This is a genomic window from Halomicronema sp. CCY15110 (genome assembly GCF_016888165.1).
Taxonomy (GTDB): domain Bacteria; phylum Cyanobacteriota; class Cyanobacteriia; order Phormidesmidales; family Phormidesmidaceae; genus Halomicronema.
Genome location: NZ_JACSWC010000078.1, coordinates 1 through 257 on the forward strand (window position 1 = coordinate 1; position 257 = coordinate 257).

Below are 257 nucleotides of genomic sequence, written 5' to 3' on the forward strand. Positions count from 1 at the left end.
ATGCTGTTTTTCCTGCTGGGGGCGGCATTGGTGTATCAACAAACGCAATCCTTTGCGTTCACGGCCCTGGCGGATGCCCCGATGGATGCGATCGCCCTGATTTTTGTCGGCTTACTGACTAAGGGCGGCATTTTTGTATCGGGTCTTTGGCTACCGCTCACCCACTCCGAATCAGAAACTCCCGTGTCGGCCATGTTGTCGGGGGTGGTGGTGAAGTCGGGCATTTATCCCCTGGCCCGCTTTGCCCTCATGTTCGA

General features: G+C 56.4%; 1 protein-coding gene. It reads left to right on the forward strand.

All coding sequences use genetic code 11. The annotated features are described in order from the left end of the window. Nucleotides 1-257 (forward strand): proton-conducting transporter membrane subunit (locus tag JUK32_RS00920; protein WP_305037822.1); only part of this gene is annotated, 257 nt, incomplete at both ends.